This window comes from Streptomyces sp. CA-146814, from assembly GCF_050942385.1.
GTDB lineage: Bacteria > Actinomycetota > Actinomycetes > Streptomycetales > Streptomycetaceae > Streptomyces.
Genome location: NZ_CP192068.1, coordinates 2,641,927 through 2,664,859, shown reverse-complemented (window position 1 = coordinate 2,664,859; position 22,933 = coordinate 2,641,927). Strand labels below are relative to the sequence as shown.

Annotated in this window: 20 protein-coding genes; 17 read left to right on the top strand and 3 right to left on the bottom strand. The window is 71.8% G+C overall.

Going from position 1 to position 22,933, the window contains the following annotated elements:
* Positions 1–134 precede the first annotated feature (134 nt).
* Both ACQP09_RS11790 and ACQP09_RS11785 read left to right on the top strand, forming a co-directional pair.
* A complete protein-coding gene (locus ACQP09_RS11790) occupies positions 135–1,466 on the top strand; it encodes a nitrate/nitrite transporter (RefSeq protein WP_433398241.1) in 1,332 nt (443 codons plus the stop codon).
* A 166-nt stretch (positions 1,467–1,632) separates the two neighbouring features.
* A complete protein-coding gene (locus tag ACQP09_RS11785; protein WP_433398239.1) occupies positions 1,633–2,775 on the top strand; it encodes a uroporphyrinogen-III synthase in 1,143 nt (380 codons plus the stop codon).
* Here the strand turns inward: ACQP09_RS11785 and ACQP09_RS11780 are convergent.
* Positions 2,727–3,356: a GNAT family N-acetyltransferase gene (locus ACQP09_RS11780; RefSeq protein WP_433398237.1), complete on the bottom strand. Its 630-nt coding sequence runs from the start codon at positions 3,354–3,356 to the stop codon at positions 2,727–2,729. The two genes, ACQP09_RS11785 and ACQP09_RS11780, sit on opposite strands and share 49 nt — an antisense overlap.
* Positions 3,357–3,448: 92 nt before the next feature.
* Between ACQP09_RS11780 and ACQP09_RS11775 the strand changes: the two genes are divergently transcribed.
* The 6 genes from ACQP09_RS11775 to ACQP09_RS11750 all read left to right on the top strand — a co-directional run bounded on the left by ACQP09_RS11775 (position 3,449) and on the right by ACQP09_RS11750 (position 10,863).
* A complete protein-coding gene (locus tag ACQP09_RS11775; RefSeq protein WP_433398235.1) occupies positions 3,449–4,093 on the top strand; it encodes a CGNR zinc finger domain-containing protein in 645 nt (214 codons plus the stop codon).
* A gap of 80 nt (positions 4,094–4,173) precedes the next feature.
* The gene (locus tag ACQP09_RS11770) at positions 4,174–4,761 is read left to right on the top strand and encodes a sigma-70 family RNA polymerase sigma factor (RefSeq protein ID WP_076966337.1); all 588 of its coding nucleotides are present in this window, start codon (positions 4,174–4,176) and stop codon (positions 4,759–4,761) included.
* Complete coding sequence (locus tag ACQP09_RS11765; RefSeq protein ID WP_433398233.1) at positions 4,758–5,807, top strand: anti-sigma factor family protein; 1,050 nt, start codon at positions 4,758–4,760, stop codon at positions 5,805–5,807. The genes ACQP09_RS11770 and ACQP09_RS11765 overlap by 4 nt, the downstream gene beginning before the upstream one ends.
* A gap of 125 nt (positions 5,808–5,932) precedes the next feature.
* Positions 5,933–8,311, top strand: coding sequence for a HelD family protein (locus ACQP09_RS11760; RefSeq protein ID WP_433398231.1), 2,379 nt, complete (start codon positions 5,933–5,935; stop codon positions 8,309–8,311).
* A 456-nt stretch (positions 8,312–8,767) separates the two neighbouring features.
* Positions 8,768–10,204, top strand: a complete 1,437-nt coding sequence (locus tag ACQP09_RS11755) for an NAD-dependent malic enzyme (protein WP_433398229.1) — start codon at positions 8,768–8,770, stop codon at positions 10,202–10,204.
* A 377-nt stretch (positions 10,205–10,581) separates the two neighbouring features.
* The gene (locus ACQP09_RS11750; protein WP_003968811.1) at positions 10,582–10,863 is read left to right on the top strand and encodes an HU family DNA-binding protein; all 282 of its coding nucleotides are present in this window, start codon (positions 10,582–10,584) and stop codon (positions 10,861–10,863) included.
* Positions 10,864–10,988: 125 nt separating this feature from the next.
* Here the strand turns inward: ACQP09_RS11750 and ACQP09_RS11745 are convergent, their stop codons facing one another.
* Positions 10,989–11,444: a DUF2000 family protein gene (locus ACQP09_RS11745; protein ID WP_433398226.1), complete on the bottom strand. Its 456-nt coding sequence runs from the start codon at positions 11,442–11,444 to the stop codon at positions 10,989–10,991.
* Here ACQP09_RS11745 and ACQP09_RS11740 point away from each other — a divergent pair.
* Positions 11,443–12,312: an AraC family transcriptional regulator gene (locus ACQP09_RS11740; protein WP_433398224.1), complete on the top strand. Its 870-nt coding sequence runs from the start codon at positions 11,443–11,445 to the stop codon at positions 12,310–12,312. The two genes, ACQP09_RS11745 and ACQP09_RS11740, sit on opposite strands and share 2 nt — an antisense overlap.
* Positions 12,313–12,363: 51 nt before the next feature.
* Here ACQP09_RS11740 and murA read toward each other — a convergent pair whose 3' ends face one another.
* Positions 12,364–13,704 (bottom strand): UDP-N-acetylglucosamine 1-carboxyvinyltransferase, encoded by a 1,341-nt coding sequence (murA, locus tag ACQP09_RS11735; RefSeq protein ID WP_006124927.1) that lies wholly within the window; start codon positions 13,702–13,704, stop codon positions 12,364–12,366.
* A 286-nt stretch (positions 13,705–13,990) separates the two neighbouring features.
* Between murA and ACQP09_RS11730 the strand changes: the two genes are divergently transcribed.
* The 8 genes from ACQP09_RS11730 to ACQP09_RS11695 all read left to right on the top strand — a co-directional run bounded on the left by ACQP09_RS11730 (position 13,991) and on the right by ACQP09_RS11695 (position 22,863).
* Positions 13,991–14,551: a YqgE/AlgH family protein gene (locus ACQP09_RS11730; protein ID WP_433398222.1), complete on the top strand. Its 561-nt coding sequence runs from the start codon at positions 13,991–13,993 to the stop codon at positions 14,549–14,551.
* A 30-nt stretch (positions 14,552–14,581) separates the two neighbouring features.
* On the top strand, positions 14,582–14,881 hold the full coding sequence (locus ACQP09_RS11725; protein WP_029395429.1) for a DUF3039 domain-containing protein: 300 nt from the start codon (positions 14,582–14,584) through the stop codon (positions 14,879–14,881).
* A 298-nt stretch (positions 14,882–15,179) separates the two neighbouring features.
* On the top strand, positions 15,180–16,484 hold the full coding sequence (locus tag ACQP09_RS11720; protein ID WP_433398220.1) for an extracellular solute-binding protein: 1,305 nt from the start codon (positions 15,180–15,182) through the stop codon (positions 16,482–16,484).
* Between the two features lie 2 nt (positions 16,485–16,486).
* Positions 16,487–17,470: a carbohydrate ABC transporter permease gene (locus ACQP09_RS11715; RefSeq protein ID WP_433398218.1), complete on the top strand. Its 984-nt coding sequence runs from the start codon at positions 16,487–16,489 to the stop codon at positions 17,468–17,470.
* Entirely contained in the window at positions 17,467–18,354 is an 888-nt protein-coding gene (locus tag ACQP09_RS11710; RefSeq protein WP_433398217.1) for a carbohydrate ABC transporter permease, read from the top strand. The genes ACQP09_RS11715 and ACQP09_RS11710 overlap by 4 nt, the downstream gene beginning before the upstream one ends.
* Positions 18,355–18,360: 6 nt before the next feature.
* The gene (locus ACQP09_RS11705; protein ID WP_433398216.1) at positions 18,361–20,010 is read left to right on the top strand and encodes a beta-N-acetylhexosaminidase; all 1,650 of its coding nucleotides are present in this window, start codon (positions 18,361–18,363) and stop codon (positions 20,008–20,010) included.
* 283 nt (positions 20,011–20,293) lie between these two features.
* The gene (locus ACQP09_RS11700) at positions 20,294–21,190 is read left to right on the top strand and encodes an FAD binding domain-containing protein (RefSeq protein ID WP_366424257.1); all 897 of its coding nucleotides are present in this window, start codon (positions 20,294–20,296) and stop codon (positions 21,188–21,190) included.
* Entirely contained in the window at positions 21,187–22,863 is a 1,677-nt protein-coding gene (locus tag ACQP09_RS11695) for a (2Fe-2S)-binding protein (protein ID WP_433398214.1), read from the top strand. Before ACQP09_RS11700 ends, ACQP09_RS11695 begins: the two co-directional genes overlap by 4 nt.
* Positions 22,864–22,933: the final 70 nt, after the last annotated feature.

The following is a 22,933-nucleotide window of genomic DNA, read 5'->3' as shown; positions in this document are numbered from 1 at the left end:
GCCTCCGGCCCGGTGAGAGCAAGGTTGCCCACCGGTCACCTCACGGCACCGCACCGAAACGCGCGCTCCCTAGCGTCGGGACGACACCCCGCGGCGACGGGGACACCACCCCGACCCCCCTGTGGAGGCGCGTGATGGCAGGCCGTTGGATCGAGACCTGGGAGCCGGAGGACGAGACGTTCTGGCGGGAGAAGGGCGAGCGCGTCGCCCGCCGCAACCTGTGGTTCTCCGTGCTCTCCGAGCACATCGGATTCTCCGTCTGGACGCTCTGGTCGGTGATGGTCCTGTTCATGGGACCGGAGTACGGCGTCGACCCGGCCGGCAAGTTCTTCCTGATCTCCACCGCCACGCTGGTCGGGGCGCTGGTGCGGGTGCCGTACACCTTCGCCGTCGCCCGGTTCGGCGGCCGCAACTGGACGATCTTCACCGCGGTGAGCCTGCTCGCGCCGACGCTCGCCGCGTTCTGGGTGATGGAGCCGGGGACCTCGTACGGCACGTTCGTGGCGGTCGCCGCGCTCACCGGGATCGGCGGCGGCAACTTCGCCTCCTCGATGACCAACATCAACGCCTTCTTCCCGCTCCGCGAGAAGGGCTGGGCGCTCGGCCTCAACGCGGGCGGCGGCAACATCGGCGTCCCCGTCGTCCAGCTCATCGGCCTCCTCGTCATCGGCACGCTCGGCGCCGCCCACCCCCGCCTCGTCCTCGGCGTCTACATCCCGCTGATCGTGGTGGCCGCCGTCTGCGCCGCGCTGTACATGGACAACCTCCGGCCCGTACGCAACGACACCGGGGCCGCGCTGGCGGCCGCCCGCGACCCGCACACCTGGATCATGTCGACGCTCTACATCGGCACGTTCGGCTCGTTCATCGGCTACAGCTTCGCCTTCGGCCTGGTCCTCCAGACCCAGTTCGGCCGCACCCCGCTCCAGGCCGCCTCGCTCACCTTCATGGGCCCGCTCCTCGGCTCCCTGATCCGGCCCTTCGGCGGCAGGCTCGCCGACCGGCACGGCGGAGCCCGGATCACGCTGGCCGCCTTCGCCGCGATGGGCGCCGCCACCGCGATCGTCATCTACGCCTCCGCCACCGCGTCCCTGCCCGTCTTCCTCGTCGGCTTCACCGCGCTCTTCGTCCTGACGGGGCTCGGCAACGGATCGACGTACAAGATGATCCCGGGCATCTTCCACGCGCAGGCGGTCGAGAAGGGGCTCGACGGCGAGGCGGCCGCCGCGCACGGACGGCGGCTCTCCGGCGCCGCGATGGGCTTCATCGGAGCCGTCGGCGCGCTCGGCGGCCTCGCGATCAACCTCGCGTTCCGCCAGTCCTTCCAGACCACCGGCACCGGCACCGCTGCCTTCTGGTCCTTCCTCGCCTTCTACGCCGTGTGCTCCGCGCTCACCTGGGCGGTATACCTTCGCCGCCCCGCGGCCGTACCCGCGAAGGCCCAGGTCGGTTACGCAGAGGTGTAGGGAAACGACTACCGGGCCACGGGTGACGTAACGGCCGGGAAATACGGGGGAACCGAGCCTGTCACGCACCGTTGGCAGTCTCGGGCCTCCGCACATCGCGTACCAGCAGGACCAGCGGGACCAGCCCATCGCGTACCAGCAGGACCACGGGAGCCGGGAACACGCCATGCAGGACGACGACACCACGCACGGCCCCCTCGCGGGCTTCACGGTCGGAGTGACCGCCGCCCGCCGCGCCGAGGAGCTCACCACGCTCCTCAAGCGGCGCGGCGCCGCCGTCCAGCACGCCCCGGCCCTGCGGATCGTTCCGCTCGCCGACGACAGCGAACTCCTCGACGCCACCAAGGAGTTGATCGACCACGCGCCCGACGTGGTGGTCGCCACCACCGCGATCGGCTTCCGCGGCTGGGTGGAGGCGGCCGACGGCTGGGGCATCGGCGACGCGCTCCTGGAGCGGCTGCGCGGCGTCGAACTCCTCGCCCGCGGGCCCAAGGTCAAGGGCGCGGTGAGGGCCGCCGGGCTCACCGAGGCCTGGTCACCCGGGTCCGAATCGATGGCCGAAGTGCTCGACCGGCTCCTCGGCGAAGGCGTCGCGGGCCGCCGCATCGCGCTCCAGCTGCACGGCGAACCGCTGCCCGGCTTCATCGAGTCCCTCCAGGCGGCGGGCGCCGAAGTCGTCGGCGTCCCCGTCTACCGCTGGATGCCGCCGCAGGACATCGCCCCGCTCGACCGGATGCTCGACGCCACCGCCGCCCGCGCGCTGGACGCCGTCACCTTCACCAGCGCCCCCGCCGCCGCCTCGTTCCTGGGCCGCGCGGAGGTACGCGGACTGCTGCCGGAGATCCTCGGCGCGCTGCGCGACGACGTCCTGGCCGCCTGCGTCGGACCGGTCACCGCGCTCCCGCTCCAGGCCCGCTCCATCCCCACCGTCCAGCCCGAACGGTTCCGCCTCGGCCCGCTCGTCCAGCTGGTCTGCGCCCAACTCCCCACCACCGCACCGGTCCTGCCCATCGCCGGCCACCGCGTCGAGATCCGCGGCCACGCCGTGCTGGTCGACGACGAACTCCGCACGGTCCCACCCGCCGGCATGGCCCTCCTGCGCACCCTGGCCCGCCGGCCCGGCTGGGTGGTGGCCCGCGCCGACCTGCTGCGGGCCCTGCCCGGCAGCGGCACCGACGAGCACGCGGTGGAGACGGCGATGGCCCGGCTGCGCTCCGCGCTGGGCGCGCCGCGCCTCATCCAGACCGTCGTCAAACGCGGCTACCGGCTCTCGCTGGACCCGACGGGGGACACACTGGGCGCGCGCTGAGCGATGACCGTGCCCTCCGGCGTCAACGGCGCCCGACGCACATGCAGATGGCCCTGCAGCGGGAACTCCGGCGGCAGCGCGCTCAGCAGCTCCGCGAACGCGTAACCGGCCTTCTCCGCCACCCGGCACGACGCCACGTTGTCCACCTGGTGCAGCAGCTCCAGCCGGACCAGCCCCTCGTCGGCGAAGGACGTGAACGCCCAGGCGGTGAGCGCCTCCAGGGCCCGGGACGCCACCCCCCGACCGCGCGCCCGCGCCGCCGTCCAGTACCCGACCTCGGCCCGCCCGGCGTCCGGGTCCGGCCGCTTCAGCGCGAGGTTGCCGACCAGCTCCCCGCCCCGGCCGGTGTCGATCACGGCGAAGCTGAACCGGGTCCCGGACCGCCACCCCTCGTCCTGCGACTCCAGCCAGCGGGCGGCCTCTTCGGGCGTGGACACGGGCAGCCGCACCCACTGCCGCATCACCGGATCGTCGTACGCCTCCAGCAGCGCCGGGACGTCCTCCGCGCGCCAGGGCCGCAGCAGCAGCGGGCCGGCGGCGAGCGTGATACCCGGCCCGTGCGTTCCCCCGTGATCGTTCATGCCGTCACGGTAGCGGGGGTTACGGCCGGGGCCCGGCGGGGGCACTCTGGAGGGTGGCATCCGACCGGTGACCCCGAGGCGGTGACAGGCGCATGGCAGCGGGCAGGGGCGCGTACGTGTGGCGGTTCGACTCCGGCCGGATCTGTCTCGACCTGGTGGCCACCGGGCCCGCCGGCGGGACACCGCGCGCGCGGGACCAGCTGGAAGGGCCGGCGCGGCTCGCCGACTGGCTGGCCGCCGCCCGGCTCGTCCCGCCCGGCACCGTACTGACCTCGCTGGACACCACCTGGCTGTCCCGGTTCCGGGAGCTGCGGGCGGACGTGGACCGGTTGATGTCGGCCCAACTGGCGTACGAGTGCGGGCAGATCGGACCGCCGTCGCCCCAACTCGCCGGCACCGCCTACGGAAGATCCCTGGACCGTCTCAACTCCCTTGCCGCGCACGCACCGCCCGGCCCGCGTGCGGTGCGTGGTGAAGGCGGTGCGCTGGTACGGACCCTGAGCGCCGAACCCGACTGCGCGGGGCTCCTCGCGGTCGTGGCGCGGGACGCGGTGGACCTGCTCACCGACCCGGTGGCGTGCGCGGCGCTGCGCCGGTGCGCGGGCGGCGCCTGCCACCGGCTCTACCTGGACACCTCGCGCGGCGGGCGGCGCCGCTGGTGCTCCGGCGAGGTCTGCGGCAACCGCGAACGGGTCGCCCGGCACCGCCGCCGGAGGATCTCGACGAAAGAAATATGAAGCGACGTTGAATGATCCGGCGCCCGTCCCCGTATCCCTCCCCGAAGAGCTCCATTCAGGGTCTCGACCAGGAGGTTCGGGTGCGCAAGGATGCGGCCGTGGCCGATGACCGTCCGCACAGGGCTCGACATCGCAGTGAGCCGCCCACGCCCCCTGACGGGATACCCGACGAGGAGCTGATGCGGGCGCTCTACCGCGAACACGCCGGGCCGCTGCTCGCGTACGTCCTCCGGCTCGTGGCGGGCGACCGCCAACGGGCCGAGGACGTGGTGCAGGAGACGCTCATCCGTGCCTGGAAGAACGCCGGCCGGCTCAACCGGGCCACCGGCTCCGTCCGCCCCTGGCTGGTGACGGTCGCCCGGCGCATCGTCATCGACGGCCACCGCAGCCGGCAGGCCCGGCCGCGCGAGGTCGATCCGTCGCCGCTGGAGGTCATTCCCGCGGAGGACGAGATCGACAAGGCGCTGTGGCTGATGACGTTGTCGGACGCGCTCGACGATTTGACGCCCGCGCACCGGGAAGCATTGGTCGAGACCTACTTCAGGGGACGTACGGTGAACGAGGCGGCCGAGGTGCTCGGCATCCCCAGCGGCACGGTGCGGTCCCGGGTCTTCTACGCACTCCGCTCGATGAAGCTCGCACTCGAAGAGAGGGGGATCACGGCATGAGCGACCAGCAGTGGCAGCCCTTCGGGCCCCGGCCTCCGGAACCCCGTATGCCCACCGGTCCCTCGAACGTCCCGCACCCCTCCAACTCCCCGTATCCCGCGGGTCCTGCACACCCCTCAGGGCCCGCGTACCTCTCCGGCCACGGCCACGGCCACGGCCACGGCCTCAGCCACGGCTCCGGCGCCGGCCACGGTTCCGGCAGCGGTCCCAGCCACGGCCACGGCCATCCGGTCGGTCCCGTCGGGCCCGGCGGCCCCGGGCCGTCGTTCGGCGGTGGGCCCGAAGGCGGCGAGCACGACGCGGCCGCCGCCTATGTGCTGGGCATCCTGGACGACGCGCAGGCGAGCGCCTTCGAGGCCCATCTCGCGGTCTGCGCCCGGTGTTCCGCGCATCTGGACGAGTTCGCCGGGATGGAGCCCATGCTCGCGATGCTGGCCGAGGCGCCGGCGGCCTCGCCCGGCGCCCGTCCCGTACCGCACGTTCCCGAGCGGCCCGCGCCGAAGGTGCTCGGCGGGCTGATGGACGAGGTCGCGCACCGGCGCCACCGGCGGACGAAGCGGAGCCGGTACCTCATCGCCGCGGCCGCCGCCCTGATCATCGGCGGGCCGGTCGCCGCCGTCGCCGTCACGGCGGGCGACGAGGGCGGCCGCAGCGTCGCCGCCGTCGACCCGCACCCCACCAGCCCGGCCGAGGACGCCTTCTTCCAGCACATGACGGAGAAGGTCTCCGCGACCGACCCCACCACCCGGGTCGGCGCGACGGTCGGCATGGAGGAGAAGGCGTGGGGCACGCACACGGTCCTGGAGCTGAAGAACGTCAAAGGACCGCAGAAGTGCACGCTCGTCGCCGTCTCCAAGACCGGCGAGGAGGAGATCGTCACCTCCTGGTCCGTACCGAAGTGGGGGTACGGCATCGAGGGCGCGACGCACGAGTCGGCGAAGAACCCGCTGTACGTGCACGGCGGCGCGGCGATGGACCGTGCGGACATCGACCGCTTCGAGGTGCGCACGTTCGACGGGGAGCGGCTGGTGGAGATCGGCACCTGAGCGGACCCGCCGTCCACGGTTCCGACGCGCAATCGCAACACGCGTGACGGTGGACGGCAGGTGCGCCCGGGCCCCCCTTCGCATAGGGTTGACGGCTGCCCGATGCACGTCAGAAGGGGGCCTCGGTGGCCGCGCAGGATGCCGCTGTCGATTCGCTGCGGGACCGGGAAATCGGTGTCGAGCAGGATCATCTGGACCGCGTTTACCACCGTCTCGAAGAGAAGATCGACGAGGCGGAATTTCTCATGCACGACGCCGTCAAACGCGGGCAGGTCGGCACGCCCGGCGCCCTCGCCGAACGGGACGCCCAGGTCTTCCGGGCCGGCGTCCACCTCAACCGGCTCAACAGCGAGTTCGAGGACTTCCTCTTCGGCCGGATCGACCTGCTCCTCGGCAAGGACGGTGAGCGCGGCCCGGACGGCGCGTACACCTCCGTCGAGCCGGCCGACGACGCCGTACGCGACGACGCCACCGCCGACATCGCCGAGACGCTCCACATCGGCCGGATCGGGGTCCTGGACTCCGACTACGCGCCGCTGGTGATCGACTGGCGGGCCCCGGCCGCCGCGCCGTTCTACCGCTCCACGCCGAAGGAGCCGGGCCGCGTCGTACGCCGCCGGGTCATCCGCTCCAAGGGCCGCAAGGTCCTCGGCGTCGAGGACGACCTGATGCGCCCGGAGCTGACGGCGTACCTGGACGGCGGGAAGCTGCCGGTGATCGGCGACGGCGCCCTGATGGCCGCGCTCGGCCAGGCCCGCAGCCACACCATGCGGGACATCGTCGCCTCCATCCAGGCCGAACAGGACCTGGTGATCCGCGCCCCCGCCGCCTCGGTCACCGAGGTCACCGGCGGCCCCGGCACCGGCAAGACGGCCGTCGCCCTGCACCGGGCCGCCTATCTCCTCTACCAGGACCGGCGGCGGTACGCGGGCGGCATCCTGATCGTCTCGCCGACCCCGCTCCTGGTCGCGTACACCGAAGGCGTGCTGCCCTCGCTCGGCGAGGAGGGCCAGGTCGCGATCCGCGCGATCGGCTCGCTGTCGGAGGAGGCGGCGGGCGTGGAGGGCGCCACCGCCTACGACGAACCGGCCATCGCCCGGATCAAGGGCTCCTCGCGGATGCTCCACGTGCTGCGCAAGGCGGCCCGGGGCGCCCTGGAGGCGCCGAAGCCACCGAACAGCGGTGGCGGCCAGCTCTCCTTCGGCGAGGAGCCCGAGCAGAACGGCACGGGCACCACCCCGACCCGGCTGCGCGTCGTCGCCTTCGGCGCCCGGGTCGAGCTGGAGGCCGACGAGCTCCAGCGCATCCGGCACAACGTGCTCAGCGGCACCGCCCCCGTCAACCTGCTGCGCCCGCGCGCCCGCAAGCTGCTGCTCGACGCCCTGTGGAGCAAGTCCTCGGGGCGCGGCCGCTACACGGACCCGCAGCTGGTGGCGGAGTTGCGGTCCTCCTTCGACGAGGACGTCTCCACCGAGACACCGTTCCTGGAGTTCCTGAACGCCTGGTGGCCCGAGCTGACCCCGCGCCGCGTCCTGGCCGCGATGGCCGACGAGAAGCGGCTGGCCCGCTGGTCCCGGCGCATCCTCAACCAGGGCGAGGCGCGCCGCCTGGCCCGCTCGCTCAGGCGGCTGGACGCGGCGGACGGCAGCGGCCCCGTCTCCGTACACGATGTGGCGCTCCTGGACGAGCTCCAGGCGCTGCTGGGCACGGTCGTCCGGCCGAAGCGGAAGCGCGAGATGGACCCGCTGGACCAGCTCTCCGGGCTGGAGGAGCTGATGCCGCAGCGCGAGGAGACCCAGTGGGAGCGGGCCGAGCGGCTCGCGGCGGAGCGCACGGAGTACGCGCACGTCATCGTCGACGAGGCGCAGGACCTGACGCCGATGCAGTGGCGGATGGTGGGCCGCCGGGGCCGCCACGCCACCTGGACGATCGTCGGCGACCCGGCGCAGTCCTCCTGGTCCGACCCGGACGAGGCGTCCGCCGCCCGGGACGAGGCGCTCGGCTCCCGGCCCCGCCGCCGCTTCACCCTCACCGTCAACTACCGCAACCCGGCCGAGATCGCGGAGCTGGCCGCGAAGGTGCTGGCGCTCGCCATGCCGGGCATGGAGTCGCCGTCGGCGGTGCGTTCGACCGGTGTGGTGCCGCGCTTCGTGCCGGTGGCGGGCGGCGACCTGGCCGCCACGGTCCGCGCGGAGGCGCGCCGGCTGCTGGCGGAGGTGGACGGCACGGTCGGCGTGGTCGTGGCGATGGACCGGCGCGCCCAGGCCCGCGAGTGGCTCGCGGAGCTGGGGGAGCGGGTGGTGGCGCTGGGCAGCCTGGAGGCGAAGGGGCTGGAGTACGACGCCACGGTGGTCGTCTCGCCGGCGGAGATCGCGGACGAGTCACCGGCGGGGCTGCGGGTGCTGTACGTGGCGCTGACCAGGGCCACGCAGCAGCTGACGGTGGTGTCGGGCGAGCGGGACATGCCGGACGGGGACGGGGTGCCGGACCTGCTGCGGGAGTGACCGTGGAGGCTTTCGGGAGTGAGGGTGGAGGCTTTCGGGAGTCAACCCGGCGCACGGGAATCACTTTTCCGGGGTCTTTGTTACCGTGGTACTGGCACCGGCTCGATCCAAGCCCCCGGGCCCAACCTTCGTCGCTTCGAGCGACCACTTGCCGCGAGGCGAGCATGGCGGGCCGGTGCCACCTAAGTGAAGAAGACAGACCCGTGTCACCTGATGGTGGCGCGGGTCTGTTCTCGTTCACGGGACTCTTGAGGGTTCTCGAGGGCCCGTGAGGGTTCTCAGGGGCTGTTGGGGGTTCCGCCGAACGGGTGACTTCTCGTATGGTGGAAAACACTTTCCGAAAGGTGGCACTCATTATCGGCTACCAGTCGGTAGGTGCGACGATCGGGAAGCGTGACCGGAACGAGGGTTCCGGATGCGAAGCAATGAAGCTTGAGGAAAGTGAAGGACTCGGCCATGGCAACGGCGCCCAGCGTCTCGTACTCGATGACGGTCAGGCTGGAGGTGCCCGCGAGCGGCACCGCGGTCTCCCAGCTCACCACGGCCGTGGAGTCGTCGGGGGGTTCGGTCACCGGCCTCGACGTCACCGCGTCCGGCCACGAGAAGCTCCGGATCGACGTCACGATCGCGGCCTCCTCCACCTCGCACGCGGACGAGATCGTGGAGAACCTGCGCGAGGTCGAGGGCATCGTCCTGGGCAAGGTCTCCGACCGTACGTTCCTCATGCACCTCGGCGGCAAGATCGAGATGGCGTCCAAGCACCCCATCCGCAACCGTGACGATCTCTCGATGATCTACACCCCCGGCGTCGCCCGGGTCTGCATGGCCATCGCCGAGAACCCCGAGGACGCGCGCCGCCTCACCATCAAGCGCAACTCCGTCGCAGTCGTGACGGACGGCTCCGCGGTGCTCGGCCTCGGCAACATCGGCCCGATGGCCGCGCTGCCCGTCATGGAGGGCAAGGCGGCCCTCTTCAAGCGCTTCGCGGGCATCGACGCCTGGCCGATCTGCCTGGACACCCAGGACACCGACGCCATCGTCGAGATCGTCAAGGCGATCGCCCCCGGCTTCGCGGGCATCAACCTGGAGGACATCTCGGCGCCCCGCTGCTTCGAGATCGAGGCCCGGCTGCGCGAGGCCCTGGACATCCCGGTCTTCCACGACGACCAGCACGGCACCGCCATCGTCGTCCTGGCCGCCCTGACCAACGCCCTGCGCGTGGTGGGCAAGAGCATCGGGGACGTACGGGTCGTCATGTCCGGTGCCGGGGCCGCCGGTACGGCCATCCTGAAGCTGCTGATCGCCGCCGGTGTCAAGCACGCCGTGGTCGCCGACATCCACGGAGTCGTCCACTCCGGACGGGAGGACCTGGTCGCCGCCGACCCCGACTCGCCGCTCTGCTGGATCGCCGACAACACCAACCCGGAGGGCGTCACCGGCACCCTCAAGGAGGCCGTCGTCGGCGCCGACGTCTTCATCGGCGTCTCCGCCCCGAACGTCCTGAACGGCGACGACGTCGCGGCGATGGCGGACGGCGCGATCGTGTTCGCGCTCGCGAACCCGGACCCGGAGGTCGACCCGACCATCGCCCGCGAGACCGCCGCCGTCGTCGCCACCGGCCGCTCCGACTTCCCCAACCAGATCAACAACGTGCTGGTCTTCCCGGGCGTCTTCCGCGGTCTGCTGGACGCTCAGTCCCGCACCGTCAACACGGAGATGATGCTCGCCGCCGCCGGAGCCCTCGCCGACGTGGTCGCCGAGGACGAGGTCAACGCGAACTACATCATCCCGTCGGTCTTCAACGACAAGGTGGCCGGTGCGGTCGCCGGAGCCGTCCGCGCGGCCGCCAAGGCCGCCGCCGGCACCGGAACGGCACCCTCCGACGCCGTCTAGGGCACGCGGTTTCGCGGGGTCCATCAGGGGTACGCGCCGAAGACCCCGGGCCGCACCCGCCCGTGCCGTACGGCGCGTCGCGGGTCGCGGCGCCCCAAACGCCCCTTTAGGGTGGGCGGGCAGTGGGCCCTGTAGGGCCCGGCATCCGCTGCGGACCGCTAAGGGAAGCCGACGGAACGTCACCACGAGCAGACAGTGGCGCTTTTCGTTGACCCTGAAGGGTTCCGGATTGGCTTTCCCGCCGCAGGTGGGGGCAGGATGCGTAATCGGGCGCGAGGGTCTGACATCAGACCCGGGTCCGGGGACTGTCAGAGGGCCCTGGCAGCATCGGCTTCGATCTCACGCCTCACAGGCAAGAAGAACACGGGAGTAACAACATGAACCGCAGTGAGCTGGTGGCCGCCCTGGCCGACCGCGCCGAGGTGACTCGCAAGGACGCCGACGCCGTGCTGGCCGCGCTCGCCGAGACCGTCGGTGAGATCGTCGCCAAGGGCGACGAGAAGGTCACCATCCCCGGCTTCCTGACCTTCGAGCGCACCCACCGTGCCGCTCGCACCGCGCGCAACCCGCAGACCGGCGACCCGATCAACATCCCCGCCGGCTACAGCGTGAAGGTCTCCGCGGGCTCGAAGCTCAAGGAAGCCGCCAAGGGCAAGTAACCCACCAGGCGCAAGGAGGGCGGTCACCCCCGACCAGGGGTGGCCGCCCTCGCGCATGCCAGGGGCACATGCGCGCCGCACATGCGCCCGTACGCCGCAGCCCGCGCCCGTACGCCGCAGCGCCCTCAGGGATGCATCCGCGCGCCCTTCAGGGCCTTGTCCACGGCGTTGCGGGGCCCGTACACGAGCAGCCCCACCAGATCCAGCGCGTCCCGCCCCACCGCCCGTACCGCCGCCCGGTTGTCCCGGTCGTTCCCCGTACCGAACAGGTCCGAGGTGAACACGGCCACCGTCAGCGACCGGGAGAGCGCCTTCGTGTGCGCGGCGGTCAACGTCTCCTTCGGCCCTTCGAAGACCAGCACCGGCTGCCGGATCATCGGCAGGTACGCGGTGGAGTCGGCGTCCTCGTACGGCTCGCCGATCACCTCGGGCACCGCCGACCCCAGGCCGCTGACCAGGAAGGCGGTCACGTTCAGGCGCTGCCAGGTCTCCAGGTCGTCGCGGAGCAGCACCGCGACCTTGGTGTCGAAGCGGACGGGGGCCTCGTCGGGTTCGCCCGCAGTCTCGTGCGTGTTTCTCATGGTGCGAGACTGGCCGGTGGCCCCGGGCCCGGTCTTGTACGTTCTGAGCGTGGTGGCACGGCAGGAGATCTCGGCCTGGCGTCCGGCGGTCCCGGGCGTCGTGGAGGTCTTCCACGCCCGCTTCACCGAGCATGCCTATCCCATGCACGTGCACGACGCCTGGACGCTCCTGATCGTCGACGACGGGGCCGTCCGCTACGACCTGGACCGCCACGAGCGCGGTACGCCGGACGGCACGGTGAGCCTGCTGCCGCCGCAGGTCCCGCACAACGGTTCGCCCGCGACCTCCGACGGCTTCCGCAAACGGGTGCTCTACCTGGACATGACGCTGCTCGACGCCCGCTACATCGGGCCCGCCGTGGACACCCCGGATCTCGCCGACCCGCTGCTGCGCGCCAGGGTCGGCCGGCTCCACACGGCCCTGGCGGACCCGGACGGGGGCTTCGAGGCGGAGAGCCGCCTGGCGTTCGTCGGCGAGCGGCTGAGGGGCCACCTGGGGCCCGTGGAGGCGCCGACGGGCCCGCCGCCGGGTCCGGGCGTCGCGCGGGACCTGCGCGAGCTCCTGGACGAGCGGCTGGGCACGGGGCTCACCCTGGCCGGGGCCGGCCGGCTGCTCCACGCGCACCCCGCCCATCTCGTACGGGCGTTCAGCGCGGCGTACGCGATCGCGCCGCACCAGTACCTGACGGCCCGCCGGGTCGACCGGGCCCGCCGGCTGCTGCTGGACGGGATGCCGGCCGGCGAGGCGGCGGCCGCCGTCGGCTTCCACGACCAGTCCCACCTGACCCGGCACTTCAAGCGGATCGCGGGCACCACCCCGGGCCGGTTCGCGCGCTCCCGGGAAAGCCCGGTGCCCCGGACCCTGTGAGGGGCCGGGGCACCGGATGCGCAGTGCTGTGTGCGGCAGCGCTGTGCGGGGTCAGACCAGGGAACCGCCCGGCAGCTCCACCTTGGCGCCGAGCTTCTCCAGCTTCTCCATGAAGTTCTCGTAACCGCGGTTGATCAGGTCGATCCCGTGCACCCGGGAGGTGCCCTGGGCCGCCAGCGCCGCGATCAGGTACGAGAAGCCGCCGCGCAGGTCGGGGATGACCAGATCGGCGCCCTGGAGCTTCGTCGGTCCGGAGACGACCGCCGAGTGAAGGAAGTTGCGCTGGCCGAAGCGGCAGTCCGAGCCGCCCAGGCACTCGCGGTACAGCTGGATGTGCGCACCCATCTGGTTGAGCGCGGAGGTGAAGCCGAGCCGCGACTCGTACACCGTCTCGTGGACGATGGACAGCCCCGCGGCCTGCGTCAGCGCCACCACCAGCGGCTGCTGCCAGTCGGTCTGGAAGCCGGGGTGGACGTCCGTCTCCAGCGCGATGGCGTTGAGCGCGCCGCCCGGGTGCCAGAAGCGGATGCCCTCGTCGTCGATCTCGAAGGCGCCGCCGACCTTGCGGTAGGTGTTGAGGAAGGTCATCATCGAGCGCTGCTGGGCGCCGCGCACGTAGATGTTGCCCTCGGTCGCCAGCGCCGCCGACGCCCAGGAGGCCGCCTCCAGGCGGTCCGGGATCGCCCGGTGGGTGTAACCGTCGAGCTTGTCGACACCGGTGATCCGGATGGTCCGGTCGGTGTCCATGGAGATGATCGCGCCCATCTTCTGCAGTACGCAGATGAGGTCCTCGATCTCCGGCTCGACGGCCGCGTTGGACAGCTCGGTGACGCCCTCGGCGAGGACGGCGGTGAGCAGCACCTGCTCGGTGGAGCCCACCGAGGGGTACGGCAGCCGGATCTTGGTGCCGCGCAGCCGCTGCGGGGCCTCCAGGTACTGGCCGTCCGCCCGCTTCTCGATGGTCGCGCCGAACTGGCGGAGCACCTCGAAGTGGAAGTCGATCGGCCGGCCGCCGATGTCGCAGCCGCCGAGGCCCGGGATGAAGGCGTGGCCGAGGCGGTGCAGCAGCGGGCCGCAGAAGAGGATCGGGATGCGCGACGAACCCGCGTGGGCATCGATGTCGGCGACGTTGGCCGACTCGACGTGCGAGGGGTCGAGGATCAGTTCGCCCGGCTCGTCGCCGGGGCGGACGGTGACGCCGTGCAACTGGAGCAGTCCGCGGACCACCCGTACGTCACGGATGTCGGGAACGTTGCGGAGGCGGCTGGGCCCGCTGCCGAGCAGCGCGGCGACCATGGCCTTCGGCACCAGGTTCTTGGCGCCTCGGACGCGGATCTCGCCCTCCAGCGGGGTGCCGCCGTGGACAAGCAGGACATCGTCTGTGCCGGTCATGTATCTCGCGTTCCGGAGTGGTCGGGCAGGGGGCCAACGAAAAGGGTAATGGCCTCCTACCCCCGTTCCGTAAGGCGAAGGGGGGTGTACGAACGTCATGAATCCGCCACAACACCCTCCGCGCACCCGATCTTGCGGAGGGTCACCGTCCGGATGGCTCCCGGATCCCGCCCGCGTGGTGCGCTCCCCGTGCCTCCGTGCGCCCTGAGCTGCGCTCGCTCTCCTGAGGTGGTCATCACGGCCGCCGGACCCCCGCGGAGCGCGAAGATGCGGGATCATTTCTGCCATGACGGAGGTGTCCTCGCTCACAGGGCGACTGCTCGTGGCCACACCCGCCCTCGCGGACCCGAATTTCGACCGCGCGGTGGTGCTCCTCATCGACCACGACGAGGAGGGCTCCCTCGGCGTGGTCCTGAACCGCCCGACCCCGGTCGGCGTCGGTGACATCCTCGGCTCCTGGGCCGGTCTCACCGGTGAGCCGGACGTCGTCTTCCAGGGCGGCCCGGTCTCGCTGGACTCCGCGCTCGGCGTCGCGGTGATCCCCGGCGACGAGGGCCCGGTCGGTTGGCGCCGGGTGCACGGGGCGATCGGCCTGGTTGATCTGGAGACCCCGCCGGAGCTGCTCGGACCGGCGCTCGGATCGCTGCGGATCTTCGCCGGGTACGCGGGGTGGGGGCCCGGTCAGCTGGAGGGCGAGCTGACCGAGGGCGCCTGGTACGTGGTCGAGTCGGAGCCTGGTGACGTCTCCTCCCCGCGCCCGGAGAACCTCTGGCGCGCGGTGCTCCGGCGGCAGCGCAGCGAGCTGGCGATGATCGCCACGTATCCGGACGACCCTTCGCTCAACTGACGGCCCTCTCTTTCAGTACCCTTGGCGGTTATGAGCACTCTTGAGCCCGATCGCGGGGCAGGTACGGGGACCCTCGTAGAGCCGACGCCACAGGTGTCGAGGGGCGACGGCGACCACGAGCGCTACGCCCATTACGTCCAGAAGGACAAGATCATGGCGAGCGCCCTGGAGGGCACTCCCGTGGTCGCGCTGTGCGGCAAGGTCTGGGTGCCGGGGCGTGACCCCAAGAAGTACCCGGTCTGTCCCATGTGCAAGGAGATCTACGAGTCCATGGGCGCCGGCGGCGACAAGGACAAGGGCAAGGGCGGCAAGGACAAGGGCAAGAAGTAGGGCCAGGGTCCCACTCCGTCTTCCGAAGGCCCCCGGTACACGCATCGACCGCGTACCGGGGGCCTTCGTCATGCCCGCGCGTGTACCGGGGGCCCTCGGCGTGCCCGGGTGCCGGCCCCCGTGTCGCCGGTGACGGATCGTGACCATGCGTGCTCGCGTTGCGCGGGGTGCGTCGGCTGGTCACAGAGTGGTGGAGACCACTTGTCGGGCGCCGGAACCGGACTTACTCTCCTGCCAGTTGTGCAGAACGAAACGCACGTTGCACATGATGCAACGATGGACCGGTAGGGGTTCCCGGATGAAGCTTTCTGCCCGAATTGCCGCCCCGGTAGCGGCGCTTGTGCTGGCGGGCCTCACCGCCACCGCCTGCGCGCCGCAGACCTCCGACACCAGTGCGAAGGGTGACGAGAAGAGCGGGACTCTCCGTGTCTGGCTCTTCCAGGAGGTCGGCAACAAGCCCAAGGAGAAGGTCGTCGACGACGCGGTCGCCGCGTTCCAGAAGCGCCACGAGGGCGCGAAGGTCGAGGTCGAGTACATACCCGTCGACACCCGCGCCCAGCGCATCAAGGCCGCCTTCAACGACCCCAAGAGCGCCCCGGACCTCATCGAGTACGGCAACAGCGACACCGCCGGATACGTCAAGGACGGCGGACTCGCGGACGTGACCGAGGAGTTCGGCGCCTGGGAGGAGGCCAAGGACACCGACCCGATCGCCAAGCAGTCCGTCACCGTCGGCGGCAAGGTCTACGGCGCCCCGTTCTTCGTCGGCGTCCGCGCTCTCTACTACCGCACCGACATCCTCAAGGACCTCGGCATCCAGCCCCCCAAGTCCCAGGCCGAGCTGATCTCGACGGCCAAGAAGATCCGCAAGGCGAAGCCGGACCTCTACGGCCTCGCGGTCGGCGGCGCCTACACCTACGGCGCGATGCCCTTCATCTGGTCCCACGGCGGCGAGATCGCGGGCGAGAGCGGCGGTACGTACACGTCGGCCATCAACAGCGAGAAGGCCCGCAAGGGCATCGAGGCCTACACCTCGCTCTTCGGCGACGACAACTGTCCGGCCGCCAAGTGCGCCTCCATGACCGGCAACTCCACCGTGACCGCCTTCGCCTCCGGCAAGGCCGCCATGGCGATCGGCGGCGACTTCAGCCACGCGGCGGTCGAGGCGAGCGCGGTCAAGGGCAAGTACGCGGTCGTCCCGCTGCCCGGCATCGCGCCGAACTCCATCGCCCCGGCCTTCGCGGGCGGCAACAACATCGGCGTACTGAAGAGCAGTTCGCACCGCACGCTCGCCGTCGACCTGATGAAGTCGCTCACCGGCAAGAAGACCCAGGCCGAGATGTTCGACGCGATGGGCTTCCTGCCCACCTACACCGACGTCCTGGGCAACGCCGCGAAGAAGCAGCCCTTCGTCGCGCCGTTCGTCCAGACCCTCGGCGCCGGCGCCAAGTTCGTCCCCGCCTCGCCCGCCTGGGGCCAGATCGACGCCTCGCTGGTCCTGCCGACGATGTTCCAGGAGATCGTCTCGGGCCGTAAGGACGTGGCACAGGCCTCGGACGACGCGGCGAAGAAGATGGACGCGGCCTTCACCGACGCGGGCTGACCATGACCACGCCCACCACCGCTCTCAAGGCCCCGGCCCCCGCGGCCGGGGCGGGCACCGACACTCCCGCCGGCCGCCCGCCCCGGCGCGGCCGCACCGTGTCGCCCAAGGGCCACTCCGGCTGGACCCCCTGGCTTTACCTCCTGCCCGCCCTCGTCCTGCTCGCCGGGCTGCTGGTCTACCCGATCTACCAGCTCGGCCTGATCTCGTTCCTGGAGTACACCCAGGCCCAGGTCAGCGGCGGCGAACCGACCACCTTCAAGGGCTTCGACAACTACGCGACCCTCTTCAACGACGGCCAGTTCTGGCAGGTCCTCCTCGCCACCGTCCTCTTCGCCGCCGCCTGTGTGGTCTCCACGCTCTTCGTCGGCTGCGCGCTGGCCGTCCTGCTCACCCGCATCCGCGCCCTGCCCCGCCTGGTGCTGATGATGGCCGCGCTCGGCGCCTGGGCCACCCCCGCGATCACCGGCTCCACGGTCTGGGTCTTCCTCTTCGACCCCGACTTCGGACCCGTGAACAAGGTGCTCGGCCTCGGTGACTTCTCCTGGACGTACGGCCGCTACAGCGCCTTCGCGCTCGTACTCCTCGAAGTCCTGTGGTGCTCGTTCCCGTTCGTCATGGTCACCGTCTACGCGGGCATCCGGGCCATCCCCACCGAGGTGCTGGAGGCCGCCTCGCTGGACGGCGCGTCCCAGTGGCGGATCTGGCGGACCATCATGGCGCCGATGCTCAAGCCGATCCTGATCGTCGTCACCATCCAGTCGATCATCTGGGACTTCAAGGTCTTCACCCAGATCTACGTCATGACCAACGGCGGCGGCATCGCCGGCCAGAACCTGGTGCTCAACGTCTACGCGTACCAGAAGGCGTTCGCGTCCTCGCAGTACAGCCTCGGCTCGGCGATCGGCGTCGTGATGCTGGTGATCCTGCTGGCGGTCACGCTGGTCTATCTGCGCCTGGTGCGGCGCCAGGGGGAGGAACTGTGAGCGCGACGACCGACAGTGCCGCACGTGGGGGCACGCGCGGCATACGTACGCTGCTGCGCGTCAAGCGGCCCGGCAGGCTGGCGGCCGAGGCCGCGGCCCTGCTGATCGCCGTGGCGGTCGCCTTCCCGCTCTACTGGATGGTGCTCTCCGCCTTCAAACCGGCCGGGGAGATCCAGTCGACCGAGCCCCGCCCCTGGACGCTCGCCCCTTCGCTCGACTCGTTCCGCCGGGTCTTCGAACAGCAGGACTTCGGCCGGTACTTCCTCAACAGCCTGCTGGTGGCGGGCACGGTGGTCATCCTCTCGGCGCTGATCGCCTTCCTGGCCGCCACCGCCGTGACCCGGTTCCGCTTCAAGTTCCGCACCACGCTGCTCATCATGTTCCTGGTGGCGCAGATGGTGCCGGTGGAGGCGCTGACCATCCCGCTCTTCTTCCTGATGCGGGACTTCGGCCAGCTCAACACGCTCGGCTCGCTGATCCTGCCGCACCTGGCCTTCTCGCTGCCGTTCGCCATCTGGATGCTGCGCGGCTTCGTCAGAGCCGTCCCCGAGGCCCTGGAGGAGGCCGCCTACATCGACGGCGCCAGCCGCACCCGCTTCCTCTGGCAGATCCTCTTCCCACTGGTCTTCCCGGGCCTGGTCGCGACGAGCGTCTTCTCCTTCATCACCACCTGGAACGACTTCCTCTTCGCGAAGTCGTTCATCATCAGCGACACCTCGCAGTCGACGCTGCCGATGGCGCTGCTGGTCTTCTTCAAACCGGACGAGAACGACTGGGGCGGGATCATGGCAGCCTCGACCGTGATGACCATCCCCGTCCTCGTCTTCTTCGTACTCGTACAGCGGCGCCTGGTCTCCGGACTGGGTGGCGCGGTTAAGGACTGACGTCTCATGACATCCGACGACACGACGGCCCCCGGCCTGATCCCCGCCCCGCGCGAGGTGACCTGGGGTGCGCCGGGAGCGGAGCCGTTCCGGCTGGACGCGGCGACCGCGCTCATCGCTCCACCGGGAACCGAGGGCGTCGCCCGGTGGCTGGGCGCCACCGTCGGCGCGGCCACCGGACTGCCGCTCGCCGACGGCACGGACGGCTCCCGCGTGGAGCTGGCGCTCGACGCGGCCCTGGCCCCGGAGGCGTACGGACTCGTCGTCGACGGCGGCGCCGTACGCATCACGGGCGGCAGCGCGGCCGGGCTCCTGCACGGCGCGCAGACCTTCCGCCAGCTCCTCGGCCCGGACGCCTTCCGCCGCGCGCCGATCGCCGCGGGGCGCACCTGGGGCGTCCCGGCGGTGGTCATCGCGGACGAACCCCGCTTCTCCTGGCGCGGCCTGATGCTCGACGTCTCCCGGCACTTCCTGCCCAAGGACGACGTGCTGCGCTACCTCGACCTCCTCGCCGCGCACAAGCTCAACGTCTTCCACTTCCACCTCACCGACGACCAGGGCTGGCGCATCGAGATCAAGCGCTACCCGCGCCTCACCGAGGCCGCCTCCTGGCGCGCGCGCACCAAATACGGCCACCGGGCCTCCGAGCTGTGGGACGAGACCCCGTACGGCGGCTACTACACCCAGGACGACATCCGCGAGATCGTCGCCTACGCCGCCGAGCGGCATATCCGCGTCGTCCCGGAGATCGACATCCCGGGCCACTCGCAGGCCGCCATCAGCGCGTACCCCGAGCTGGGCAACACCGACGTCATCGACACCACCACCCTCTCCGTCTGGGACACCTGGGGCATCAACCCGAACGTACTCGCCCCCACCGACAACACCCTCCGCTTCTTCGAAGGCGTCTTCGAGGAGGTGCTCGACCTCTTCCCGGCCGCCACCTCGCCGTTCATCCACGTCGGCGGCGACGAGTGCCTCAAGGACCAGTGGAAGGAGTCGCCGACCGCGCAGGCCCGGATCGCCGAACTCGGCCTGAAGGACGAGGACGAGCTCCAGTCCTGGTTCATCCGCCACTTCGACGGCTGGCTCACCGCACGCGGCCGCCGCCTCATCGGCTGGGACGAGATCCTCGAAGGCGGCCTCGCCGAGGGCGCGGCGGTCTCCTCCTGGCGTGGTTACGCCGGAGGCGTCGCGGCAGCCGAGGCCGGGCACGACGTGGTGATGTGCCCGGAGCAGCAGGTGTATCTGGACCACCGTCAGGACGGCGGCCCCGACGAGCCGATGCCCATCGGATACGTACGCACCCTGGAGGACGTCTACCGCTTCGAACCCGTTCCGCCGGGGCTGAGCGAGGAGGCGGCCCGTCACATCCTGGGCACGCAGGCCAACGTGTGGACCGAGGTCATGCAGAACAGGTCACGCGTCGACTACCAGGTCTTCCCGCGCCTCGCCGCCTTCGCCGAGGTCGCCTGGAGCGCCCTGCCGGCCCCGGCCGAACGGGACTTCGCCGGATTCGACGCGCGGATGACCGACCACTACGCCCGGCTCGACGCCCTCGGCGTCGACTACCGCCGGCCCGGCGGCCCGCTGCCGTGGCAGCGCCGGCCCGGCGTCCTCGGTCGCCCGATCGAAGGAGCGCCGCCGGTGGTGTGAGCCGCGGTTCGATCCGCGCCGGACACGCTCCGGTGCGGATCGAACGGCCCCCGGAACGAACGGAATAAGTCGTACAAGCATCGCTGAAGAGTGGCAATTCACCCTCCACTCCGAAGAGGTGCGAAATCGGGTCATCCCCCAGGTCAGGGACGGATCCACCCTTCGCGGACCCTCGCGCCGGTCTCATCGGAAGATGTGCCAGAGTTGCCACGTCCGGCCTGTGAACACGTACCGTACGGCGCAACAGGCGGACCAGCCGGGAGACCGGGAAGGGGCAGCTGGGTTGACCACGCACGCACCGCAGGCGCTGCAGTCGGTGACGCTGCCGGCCTCGCTCGACGAGGCCGTGGCGGCGCTGGAAGCCATGCCCGCCGCCGTCCCCGTGGCGGGCGGAACGGACCTGATGGCGGCCGTGAACAAGGGGCTCCTGCGCCCCTCGGGACTGGTCGGCCTCGGCCGGATCAGCGAGCTGCGCGGCTGGCACTACCAGGACGGCCACGCCCTGCTCGGCGCCGGCCTCACCCACGCCCGGATGGGCCGGCCCGACTTCGCCGCCCTGATCCCTGCCCTCGCCGCCTCCGCGCGCGCCGCCGGCCCGCCCCAGATCCGCAACGCCGGAACCCTCGGCGGCAACATCGCCACCTCCGCGCCGACCGGCGACGCGCTGCCGGTGCTGGCCGCGCTGGAGGCCGAACTGGTCGTCGCCGGACCCGGCGGCACGCGCCGCGAGATCCCCGTCTCGCACCTGCTGGCCGGCCGCGAGATGCTCGGCCCGGCCGAGCTGATCGGCTTCGTCCGGGTCCCACTGCTGCACGCCCCGCAGGTGTTCCTGAAGGCCACCGGCCGCACCGGTCCCGGCCGCGCCACCGCCTCGGTCGCCATCGTGCTCGACCCGGCCCGGCGCGGCGTGCGCTGCGCGGTCGGCGCCATCGCCCCGATGCCGCTGCGGCCGCTGGAGGCGGAGCGCTGGATCGCCTCGCTGATCGACTGGGACGGCGAACGCGGCCTGGCCCCCGACGCGCTGGCCGCCTTCGGCGAGTACGTCGCCGCCGCCTGCATCCCGGACCACGAACCGCCGGCCGACGGGTCAGAGGCCCCGCCGCTGTCCCCGGCCGTCCTGCACCTGCGGCGCACCGTCGCCGCGCTCGCCCGACGCGCACTGGGGAGGGCACTGTCGTGAGCAATGAGGAACACCCCGACCCCCGGTACGAGGGCTGGGAGCCGACGCCGCAGAGCGGTGAGTACGACGCCGACGCCACCGCCTTCGTCCAGCTGCCGCCGGAGGACCTGGCGGCCATCCCGCTGGCCGCGCCCGGCCACGGATACGTACCGCCGATGATCGTGCCGCTGACCCCGGCCGCCGGTCTGGACCCGGCCGCGACGGGCAGCTGGGTCGTGCGGACGCAGAGCCAGCAGCAGGCCGAGGCCGACCGCCGCGCCCAGGAGCAGCCCCCCGGCGCGGTGCACTGGCCGGACCCGAACGACCAGGGCGGCGGCTACGCGCAGCAGCCGTACCAGGACACGTCGCACTCCACGGCGCAGTGGAACTTCACGGAGGCGATCGGGGAGCAGGCGGGGCAGCCGGGCGCGGGCGAGTACGCGGACCAGGCGGGCCAGGCAGGCCAGGCAGGCCAGGGCGACTACGTAGGCCACACGGACCACGCGGACCACACCGCCACCTCCGGTCACACAGACCACACCGCCACCTCCGGTCACACAGGCCACGCGGACCACACCACCCCCTCCGGCCACACCGGCCAGTGGACGATTCCGGTCGCGGACGGGGATCTTCCGGACGAGTCGGGCGAGTTCCTGGCCTCGGCGGCGGCCTCGCAGCAGTGGTACGCGGACGACACGCGCCCCGCGACGCTCCCCGGCGGCGCCCCTGCGCCGTGGGCCACGCAGCCGCAGCCCGAGGAGCCCCCGGCCGCCGCCCCCGAGACCGACGGCCACCCGCTCCCCGGCGACGAACCGGAAGCGGAAGCGCCGCCGACGGAACCGCACGCCACAGCAGACACAGCACCGGAACCGGAAGCAGAAGCGGAACCCCCGGCCGACCCCGCATCGGAAGCACTCACCGACCCCGCATCGGAAGCACCCGCCGACCCCGACGCCGCAACCGCCGCCCCCCAGACGGACGCGGAACATCCCTCCGAAGCGGAACCCGAGCCGGACCCGTCCCACGAGCCCGCCCACGACCCCGCGCCCGACCCCGCCCACGACCCGGTCGCCGCACCCCTGGACGTACCGAGCGAGCACCCCGCCGCCTCCTACGTCCTCCATGTCAACGGCGTGGACCGCCCGGTCTCCGACGCCTGGATCGGCGAGTCCCTGCTCTACGTGCTCCGCGAGCGCCTCGGCCTCGCCGGAGCCAAGGACGGCTGCTCGCAGGGCGAGTGCGGGGCGTGCAACGTCCAGGTCGACGGCCGCCTCGTCGCCTCCTGCCTGGTGCCCGCCGCCACCGCGGCCGGCAGCGAGGTCCGTACGGTCGAGGGGCTGGCCGTCGACGGCGAACCCTCCGACGTCCAGCGTGCGCTCTCCGCCTGCGGGGCCGTCCAGTGCGGCTTCTGTATTCCCGGCATGGCGATGACCGTCCACGACCTGCTGGAGGGCAACCACGCCCCGAGCGAGCTGGAGACCCGCCAGGCCCTCTGCGGCAACCTCTGCCGCTGCTCCGGCTACCGGGGCGTGCTCGACGCGGTCGCGGACGTCGTGGCCTCCCGCGAGGCGAGCGCCGAAACGGCGGCGGCCACCGCCCAGGACGAGCCCCGCATCCCGCACCAGGCCGAGCCCGGCGCCGGCGGCGTACAGCAGCAGCACCAGCACCACTCGCACGAGGGAGGCGCGCAGTGATCCACGCGCGCAGACCCGTGCCATCCGGACAGCACCCCGCGACACCACAGGTCACCCCCCGCCCCCGTAG

What these genes read in the sequence shown, in the direction of transcription:
- ACQP09_RS11790 (WP_433398241.1), top strand. Translation starts at nt 135, where the DNA reads ATGGCAGGCCGTTGGATCGAGACCTGGGAGCCGGAGGACGAGACGTTC.
- ACQP09_RS11785 (WP_433398239.1), top strand. Translation starts at nt 1,633, where the DNA reads ATGCAGGACGACGACACCACGCACGGCCCCCTCGCGGGCTTCACGGTC.
- ACQP09_RS11780 (WP_433398237.1), bottom strand. Translation starts at nt 3,356, where the DNA reads ATGAACGATCACGGGGGAACGCACGGGCCGGGTATCACGCTCGCCGCC.
- ACQP09_RS11775 (WP_433398235.1), top strand. Translation starts at nt 3,449, where the DNA reads ATGGCAGCGGGCAGGGGCGCGTACGTGTGGCGGTTCGACTCCGGCCGG.
- ACQP09_RS11765 (WP_433398233.1), top strand. Translation starts at nt 4,758, where the DNA reads ATGAGCGACCAGCAGTGGCAGCCCTTCGGGCCCCGGCCTCCGGAACCC.
- ACQP09_RS11755 (WP_433398229.1), top strand. Translation starts at nt 8,768, where the DNA reads ATGGCAACGGCGCCCAGCGTCTCGTACTCGATGACGGTCAGGCTGGAG.
- ACQP09_RS11750 (WP_003968811.1), top strand. Translation starts at nt 10,582, where the DNA reads ATGAACCGCAGTGAGCTGGTGGCCGCCCTGGCCGACCGCGCCGAGGTG.
- ACQP09_RS11740 (WP_433398224.1), top strand. Translation starts at nt 11,443, where the DNA reads ATGGTGCGAGACTGGCCGGTGGCCCCGGGCCCGGTCTTGTACGTTCTG.
- ACQP09_RS11745 (WP_433398226.1), bottom strand. Translation starts at nt 11,444, where the DNA reads ATGAGAAACACGCACGAGACTGCGGGCGAACCCGACGAGGCCCCCGTC.
- murA (WP_006124927.1), bottom strand. Translation starts at nt 13,704, where the DNA reads ATGACCGGCACAGACGATGTCCTGCTTGTCCACGGCGGCACCCCGCTG.
- ACQP09_RS11730 (WP_433398222.1), top strand. Translation starts at nt 13,991, where the DNA reads ATGACGGAGGTGTCCTCGCTCACAGGGCGACTGCTCGTGGCCACACCC.
- ACQP09_RS11725 (WP_029395429.1), top strand. Translation starts at nt 14,582, where the DNA reads ATGAGCACTCTTGAGCCCGATCGCGGGGCAGGTACGGGGACCCTCGTA.
- ACQP09_RS11720 (WP_433398220.1), top strand. Translation starts at nt 15,180, where the DNA reads ATGAAGCTTTCTGCCCGAATTGCCGCCCCGGTAGCGGCGCTTGTGCTG.
- ACQP09_RS11715 (WP_433398218.1), top strand. Translation starts at nt 16,487, where the DNA reads ATGACCACGCCCACCACCGCTCTCAAGGCCCCGGCCCCCGCGGCCGGG.
- ACQP09_RS11705 (WP_433398216.1), top strand. Translation starts at nt 18,361, where the DNA reads ATGACATCCGACGACACGACGGCCCCCGGCCTGATCCCCGCCCCGCGC.